The organism is Streptomyces sp. SID10853, assembly GCF_010548145.1.
In the GTDB taxonomy this organism is placed as follows: Bacteria; Actinomycetota; Actinomycetes; order Streptomycetales; family Streptomycetaceae; genus Streptomyces.
This window is the reverse complement of record NZ_JAAGLN010000069.1, coordinates 22,230-29,894: the sequence shown is the minus strand read 5'-3', so window position 1 is coordinate 29,894 and position 7,665 is coordinate 22,230. Positions and strand designations below refer to the sequence as shown.

The 7,665-nt window shown below is 70.6% G+C and carries 7 protein-coding genes; 6 read left to right on the top strand and 1 reads right to left on the bottom strand.

Going from position 1 to position 7,665, the window contains the following annotated elements:
- Positions 1-65: 65 nt before the first annotated feature.
- Positions 66-824, bottom strand: a complete 759-nt coding sequence (locus G3I19_RS15985) for a DeoR/GlpR family DNA-binding transcription regulator (protein ID WP_164264274.1) — start codon at positions 822-824, stop codon at positions 66-68.
- 258 nt (positions 825-1,082) lie between these two features.
- Between G3I19_RS15985 and G3I19_RS15980 the strand changes: the two genes are divergently transcribed.
- The 6 genes from G3I19_RS15980 to G3I19_RS15955 all read left to right on the top strand — a co-directional run bounded on the left by G3I19_RS15980 (position 1,083) and on the right by G3I19_RS15955 (position 7,611).
- Entirely contained in the window at positions 1,083-1,922 is an 840-nt protein-coding gene (locus G3I19_RS15980) for an endo alpha-1,4 polygalactosaminidase (protein ID WP_164264273.1), read from the top strand.
- Positions 1,923-2,094: 172 nt separating this feature from the next.
- Complete coding sequence (locus G3I19_RS15975) at positions 2,095-3,426, top strand: ABC transporter substrate-binding protein (protein ID WP_164264272.1); 1,332 nt, start codon at positions 2,095-2,097, stop codon at positions 3,424-3,426.
- Positions 3,427-3,439: 13 nt separating this feature from the next.
- On the top strand, positions 3,440-4,393 hold the full coding sequence (locus G3I19_RS15970; protein WP_164264271.1) for a sugar ABC transporter permease: 954 nt from the start codon (positions 3,440-3,442) through the stop codon (positions 4,391-4,393).
- Positions 4,390-5,286 (top strand): carbohydrate ABC transporter permease, encoded by an 897-nt coding sequence (locus G3I19_RS15965; protein ID WP_164264270.1) that lies wholly within the window; start codon positions 4,390-4,392, stop codon positions 5,284-5,286. The genes G3I19_RS15970 and G3I19_RS15965 overlap by 4 nt, the downstream gene beginning before the upstream one ends.
- A gap of 67 nt (positions 5,287-5,353) precedes the next feature.
- Positions 5,354-6,310, top strand: coding sequence for a carbohydrate kinase family protein (locus G3I19_RS15960; RefSeq protein ID WP_164264269.1), 957 nt, complete (start codon positions 5,354-5,356; stop codon positions 6,308-6,310).
- Complete coding sequence (locus G3I19_RS15955) at positions 6,307-7,611, top strand: alpha-glucosidase/alpha-galactosidase (RefSeq protein ID WP_164264268.1); 1,305 nt, start codon at positions 6,307-6,309, stop codon at positions 7,609-7,611. Before G3I19_RS15960 ends, G3I19_RS15955 begins: the two co-directional genes overlap by 4 nt.
- The last annotated feature ends 54 nt before the right edge of the window (positions 7,612-7,665 follow it).

The following is a 7,665-nucleotide window of genomic DNA, read 5'->3' as shown; positions in this document are numbered from 1 at the left end:
GGGGACCCGGCGCGGGGACGGAGCCGCCGGGGCGCGGGGACCCGGCGCGGGGCACCAGTAGCGCCTCAGGCGATGGTCACGGAGACCCCCGCGTCGGAGATCCGCGTGCACTCGTCCTCCGGTGCTTCCCGGTCCGTGACCAGATGGTGGACGGCGCCCAGCGGGCAGATCTTCGCGAAGGTGGTCCGCCCGATCTTCGAGTGGTCGGCGACGACCACGGTCCTGCTGCTGTTCGTCGCGAACGCCCGGTCCGTCGCCGCTTCCAGCTGGTCGTACGTCGTGCAGCCCCGCGCCGCGCTGATGCCGTCCACCCCGAGGAAAGTCATGTCCATGTGGTAGTCGGCGAGCGTCTTCTCGGCGATGGGACCGACGAGTTCATAGCTCTCGGTCCGGGCGTTGCCGCCGATGACGACCAGCGTGACGTGCTTGTGCAGGACCAGCTCCGCGGCGATGTTCACGGCGTTGGTGAGGATGGTGACCGGCCCCCGCTCGGCGAGGAGACGGGCGATCTCGGTGGCGGTGGTCCCTCCGGTCATCCCGACGACCGCCCCCTGCGGCACCAGCGCAGCCGCGGCCGTGGCGATGGCCCGCTTCTCCGGCCTGCTGCGCTCCGCGCGGTACTGGACGGGCACTTCCAGACCGATGCTGCCGACGGCGGCCCCGCCGTGGGTGCGGCGCAGCAGGTTCAGCGCGCTCAGATGCTGGAGGTCGCGCCGGACGGTCGCCCCCGAGACACCGAGCAGGCCGGTCAGCTCCCCGACGTCGACGCTGCCCTTCGCGGACACATGCTCAAGTATCCGCGCATGGCGCTCAGTTCTCAGCATGAAAGTGAGCATAGCTCCGCGCGGATGAGGCAACCCGTGCTCCCCACTGCGCGAACATGCGCAGCATCGCTCATGTTCGCGCTCTTGACATGCCGATTCCTGCTCGATTTACTGCGGTCAACGCCGAGTTCGAGCATTCGGCGCCAGAGGTACGCCTAGCCGGTGGGCGGCTCATGAGCCGCAAGCCCGGACAAAGTCGCCAGGATCGCTGTCAGCGTCCGAGGCGGGGACGTACCCTCCCTCATCTGGAGCTCGATGATGACCATCACTCCCGCACGGCCCCGTCTGCTGTCCCTGTCCGCGGCGCGCCGCGCGGCCGCTGTCGCGGCGGTCACCGCGGCGGCCGCCGTCCCCCTCCTCGCGCCGGCCGGCGCGTCGGCGGCCGGCGCTCCCGCTCTGCCACCGGTGCACGCCGGGTTCGACTACCAGATCGGCGGGGCGTACGCGCCACCGTCAGGGGTGAAGGTGGTCAGCCGTGACCACGAGGCCGCTCCGGCCGCGGGTCTGTACAACATCTGCTACGTCAACGCCTTCCAGGCCCAGCCGGGTGCCGAAAAGGACTGGGACTCCGATCTCCTGCTGCGCGACGCCAACGGCGACGTCGTCTACGACAAGAACTGGGGCGAGGCGCTGCTCGACCTCCGGACGGCCGACAAGCGCCGGCGGGTGGCCGAGAAGGTCGACGGCTGGATCGACGGCTGCGCCGACAAGGGCTTCCAGGCGGTCGAGCCCGACAACTACGACAGCTACACCCGCTCGTCGAAGCTGCTCACCGCCGCGAACGCCGAGGCGTACATCACCCTCCTCTCCCAGCACACCCACGACCGCGGCCTGGCCATCGCGCAGAAGAACACCTCACAGCTGTCCGGTGCCCGTGCGCAGACCGGCCTGGACTTCGCCATCGCCGAGGAGTGCGGCACCTGGGACGAATGCGGCGACTACACCGACGCGTTCGGCAGCAATGTGATCGTCATCGAGTACACCGACAAGGGCCTGTCGAAGGCGTGCTCGGGCTGGGGTGACCGGCTGAGCGTCGTCGAGCGCGATCTGGACGTCTCGCCCAGCGGCAGCAAGGGCTACGTACGCGAGACCTGCTGACACCCCGGGTTCCCGGTGCGTCCCCGTGAACAGGGCGCACCGGTGTCGCCCCCGCCCTTTTCCGCGCCGCGCGGAGCCTCTCCCGTACGCCCGGCGCGCGCACCCCACCCGGTACGCCCCACGCGCCTCCGTACGGAGCCGCGTCGTGCCCTGATTCCCCCTGGAGGTCCGGATGGCTGTCGGCCATCACCGCCCTTTCGGTCCCTCGCGCCGGACCGTACTGCGGCGTGGCACCGGCCTGGCGTGCGCCGCTTCGGCCGCGGTGGCGCTGCCCGGCTGCGGTACGGACACCGATGACGGTGCCGGAGCCGGTGGACGGGTCACGGTCGAGCTGTGGCACGGCCAGACCGACACCGGACGTGTCGCGATCGAATCGCTGGTGGCCGATTTCCAGCGTGCCCACCCGCACATCCGCGTCGACTCCGGCGGCGGCGTGCTGGCCGACTCGATGCTCCAGAAGGTGACGGCCGCGCTGGCCTCCGGCTCGTATCCGGATGTCGCCTACGTCTTCGGCTCGGACCTGGCCGGTGTGGCACGCAGCCCGCAGGTCGTGGACCTGACCGGCACCGTCCACTCGGGGCCGGTGCCCTGGAGCCAGTTCTGGGCCCCGGCGCGCGACGCCGTCACGGTGAACGGCCGGGTGCGGGCCGCTCCGGCCCTGCTCGACTCGCTCGCCGTGGTGTGCAACAGGAAGCTGTTCCGCGACGCCGGTGTGCCGCTGCCCGAACCCGGCTGGACGTGGCGGGAGTTCCAGGAGACGGCCAAGCGCCTGACGGATGCGCGGCGGGGCGTCTTCGGCACCGGCTGGCCAGGGGTGGGCGACGAGGACACCGTGTGGCGGCTCTGGCCGCTGGTGTGGGACCTGGGCGGCGAGGTGATCGCGGCCGACGGGCGCAGCATCGGGTTCGCCGAAGCGGGGGTGCGGGCGTTGGAGACGGTGGCGGGCCTCGCCCGCGACCGGAGCGTCTACATCGACCCGAAGCCGGGCAGCGAGCAGATGTACCAGGTGTTCGAGTCGGGCCGGATGGGCATGGTCCTCACCGGTCCGTGGCAGCTGCCGGACATCGTCCAGGCGGGTGTCGACCACCAGGTGGTGCCGCTGCCGAGCTACAGCCGCCGGCCCGTCACGATCTCGGGCCCCGACACCTGGACGGTCTTCGACAACGGCTCAGCCCGTGTCGAGGCGGCGCGCACCCTGGTGAGCTGGCTGATGGAGCCGGCCCAGGACGTGCGCTGGGACATCCGGGCGGGCAGCCTGCCACTGAGCCGGCGCACCCAGAGCCTGCCGCGCTGGCGTGCCAGGGCCGCGAAGACCGAGGGGCTCGGGGTGTTCACCAAGGCGCTGGAGTCCGCCCGGGTGCGGCCCGCCCACCCCGCGTACCCGCAGATCTCCCAGGCGCTGGGAGAGGCCATCGTCGCCGTGCTGCTCGGCAGGAGCACCCCCGCCAAGGCCCTGCGCCGCTGTGCTGACGACGCCAACGCCGCCCTGCTCATACCGCGTTGAGGAGGCTCACACCATGCCTGGTCTGCCCACCCCGCTCACTCTCTCCGGCCCCGGCCACGAACAGCAGCTGCGCGCCCTGCGCCGCAGGCGCCGCGGTGAATCGGCCACCGCCTGGGCGTTCATCTCCCCCGCGGTCCTCGTCATCCTGGGACTGAGCGTCGTCCCGGTCATCTGGTCGGTGCTGCTGTCGTTCCAGGCCGACGACCTGGTGACGCCCAGCCGCTGGGTCGGCCTGGACAACTACCGGGCGCTCACCAAGGATCCGCACTTCAGCCAGGCCGTGTGGAACACCCTGGAGTACACGGGGCTGTACGTGCCCCTGTCCATGCTTCTCGGGCTGGTCCTGGCCCTCGTACTCAACCGGCGCATCCGACTGGTCGGCCTGTACCGCACGCTGATCTTCGTACCGTTCGTCATCTCGGCGACGGCACAGGGCGTGCTGTTCTCGTTCATCCTCGACCCGCAGTTCGGAGTGGCCAACTCGGTCCTGCACGCCATCGGGGTCTCCCCGCAGGGATTCCTGAGCGATCCGGGGCAGGCGCTGCTGATCCTGGTGGCGATCTCGCTGTGGAGCGGCACGGGCTTCTGTGTCGTGGTGTATCTCGCCGCGCTCCAGGATGTGCCGCCCTCGCTCATCGAGGCCGCGCGGCTGGACGGCGCCGGCCGGCTGCAACTGCTGCGCCATGTCGTCCTGCCGGCCCTGACCCCGGTCAATGTGTTCCTGCTGCTGTGGCAGACCATCAACGCCCTTCAGGTCTTCGACCTGGTGTACGTGACGACGAAGGGCGGGCCGCTCGGCTCCACCACCGTGATCGTCTACTTCATCTGGGAGCAGGCGTTCAAGAACTTCACCGCCGGCTACGGAGCTGCGGCCGCGTATGTCCTGGCGCTGGCCCTGCTCGTGATCGCCGGCGGGATGCGTGTGGTCCGGCGGCGCCAACCCGCCATCGAAGGAGCCGTCCGATGACCGTGACCACTCCCCTGCCCCCGCGCACGAACCGGCCGGACGCGGTGCCGGCACCGCCCGTGCGCCGGCGGACGGGGCTGCGGCTGCCGTTCAGTGCCTGGCATCTGCTGCTCGCCCCGCTCGCCCTGCTGTTCGCGGTGCCGATGATCTGGCTGCTGCTCAGCTCCGTGATGAGCAACGCGGAGATCAACAGGTTCCCGCCCGCGCTGTGGCCGTCCGGAATCCATCTGGGCGGCTACCGCTATGTGCTGGGCAATGCCATGTTCCCGCGCTGGTTCGCCAATTCGCTGATCGTGTCCGTGGTGGCGGTCGCGTCCAATCTGCTGTTCGGCTCACTGGGCGGGTACGCGTTCGCCAGGATGCGGTTCGCGGGCTCCCGGCTGCTGCTCGGGCTGATGCTGGCCACGATGGCGATCCCGTTCCAGCTGACGATGATCCCCACGTTCCTGGTGATGAAGCGCCTCGGACTGATCGACACGCTGGGCGCCCTGGTGGTCCCGTCACTGGTCACGCCGTTCGCGGTGTTCCTGCTGCGGCAGTTCTTCCTGTCGCTGCCCAGGGAGCTGGAGGAGGCCGCGTGGATCGACGGCTGTTCGCGGCTGCGGGTCCTCTTCCTCATCGTGCTGCCGCTGTCACGGCCCGCGCTGAGCACCGTGGCCGTGCTGACGTTCCTCTCCACCTGGAACGATCTGACGTGGCCGCTGATCGCCATCAACCACGACACCCACTACACCCTGCAGCTGGGCCTGACGACCTTCCAGGGCCAGCACCACACACAGTGGGCCGCGGTGATGGCGGGAAACGTGATCACGGTACTGCCGGTGCTGCTGGCCTTTCTGGCGGCGCAGAAGACCTTCGTCCAGTCCATCACATCGAGCGGCCTCAAGGGCTGAACACCCCGTCCAGGCCGCTGTGTTCACCTCCCCCGTCCTCTTCACCCACGCGACTCCAGGAAGCCGTATGCCGCACACCTTCGATCTGCTCGTCATCGGGGACGCCAACCCCGACATCGTCCTCGGCCCCCTCCGCGCACCCCTCGCCTTCGGGCAGCGCGAGCAACTCGTCGACACGGGTGTCCTCACCCTCGGCGGTTCCGGCGCCATCATGGCGTGCGGGGCCGCCAGGCTCGGCCTCGGTGTCGCCTTCGCCGGACGTGTCGGGGACGACGACGCAGGTCGCTTCGTACGGGCCGCCCTGACCGACCGGGGCATCAACACCGACGCTCTGGTACTCGACCCGGACCGCTCCACCCCGCTCACCGCCGTGGTGACCGACGGCGACGACCGTGCCATCCTCACCGCACCCGGCACCCTGGCTGCGACCAGCGGCGACGACGTCCCCGGCGCACTGCTCGCCGACTGCCGCCATGTGCACGCGGCGTCGTACTTCCTGATGCCGAAGCTGGCCGGTGCGCTGCCCGGCCTGCTGCGCACCGCACGCGGCCATGGCGCGACCACGTCGCTCGACACCAATGACGACCCGTCCGGGGAGTGGCGGCCCACCGGTCTTGACGAGGTGCTCGCGGTCACCGACATCCTGCTGCCGAACGCCCGGGAAGCCCGCGCGCTGGCCGGCTCCCCGGCCGGACCGCTGGAAGGAGCGGCCGCCCTGCTGGCCGCCGGCGGCCCGCTGGTGGTGGTGAAGGACGGGGCCGAAGGGGCGCTCGCCCACGACGGCAACGCCCTGACACGCACGGGCGCGTTCCCGGTACGCCCGCAGGACACCGTCGGCGCGGGCGACAGTTTCGACGCCGGTTTCGTCGCCGCCGTCCTGGCAGGTCTGCCGACCGCGCGTGCCATCGAACTCGCCGCGGTCTGCGGCGCGCTGTCCACCCGGGCGCACGGCGGCACCGCCGCACAGCCCACCTGGGACGAAGCCGTCGCAGCCGTCACCCACTACGGAGAGAACCACTCATGACCAAGATCGCATTCATCGGCGCAGGGAGCGTCGTCTTCACCCAGGGGCTGCTGGCGGACCTCTTCGCCTTCCCCGAGCTGACGGACGCCCATATCGCGCTGCACGACATCGACGCCGAGCGGCTGGCCACCGCCGAAGGCGCGGCCCGCCACATCGCGGCCGAGCGGGGCGCGGCAGCCCGGATCACGGCCCACGCGGACCGGCGATCCGCCCTGGACGGCGCCGACTTCGTCATCAACATCGTCCAGGTCGGTATGGGCGAGGCGACCCGCACCGACTTCGACGTACCCGCGCGCTACGGCCTGCGCCAGACCATCGGCGACACACTGGGCATCGGCGGCATCTTCCGCGCGCTGCGCACCTTCCCCCTCCTCAAGTCGCTGGGCGATGACATCTCCGAGCTCTGCCCCGACGCCTGGCTGCTCAACTACACCAATCCGATGGCGATGAACGTCCAGTACCTCAGCCAGGCCACCGGGCTGACCCGTGTCGTGGGCCTGTGCCACTCGGTGTACTGGACCATGCGGGACCTCTCGGACCTGCTCGGGGTCGCCTACGAGGACGTCAACTACCTTGCAGCGGGCGTCAATCACCAGGCGTGGGTGCTGCGATTCGAGCAGGGCGGTACGAACCTCTACCCCAGGCTGGACGCCCTGGTGGCCGACGACGCGCAGCTGCGCCGCCGGGTCCGGGTCGACATGTACCGGCGGCTCGGCCACTATCCGACGGAGACCAGCGAGCACTCCGCCGAGTACGTGCCCTGGTATCTGCACCACCCCGAGGAGATCGAGCGGCTGCGGCTCCCGGTGGGCGCCTACCTGGGAATCGTCGACGAGAATGTCGCGGAGTACGAGAAGACGCGGGCCGCCCTCGCGTCCGGGGCTCCGCTGCCGGTCGAGGGAACGATGGAGTACGCGCCGCAGGTCATCCACAGCATCGTCACGGGCACGCCCCGGACCATCTACGGCAATGTGCCCAACCGCGGGCTCATCGACAACCTCCCCGCGTCCGGGACCGTCGAAGTGCCGTGCCTGGTCGATGCGCTGGGTGTGCAGCCCACCCGTATCGGCGCGCTCCCGGCCCAGTGCGCCGCGCTCAACCGCACATACCTGAGCATGAACGACCTCGTCGTCCGCGCCGCTCTGTACGACGAGCCGCGCCACATCCGGCAGGCCGCGATGACCGACCCGGCGACCGCGGCCGCGCTGCCCGTCGAGCGGATCTGGGATCTGTGCGACGACATGGTGCGTGCTCACGGCGATGCGCTGCAGCCGTCGCTGCGCGCCGTGCTGGGCCACTGACGGCGGTGGGCGACGGCTGACCGCGACCGCCGGCGGAGGGTGGGTGCCCGCCGG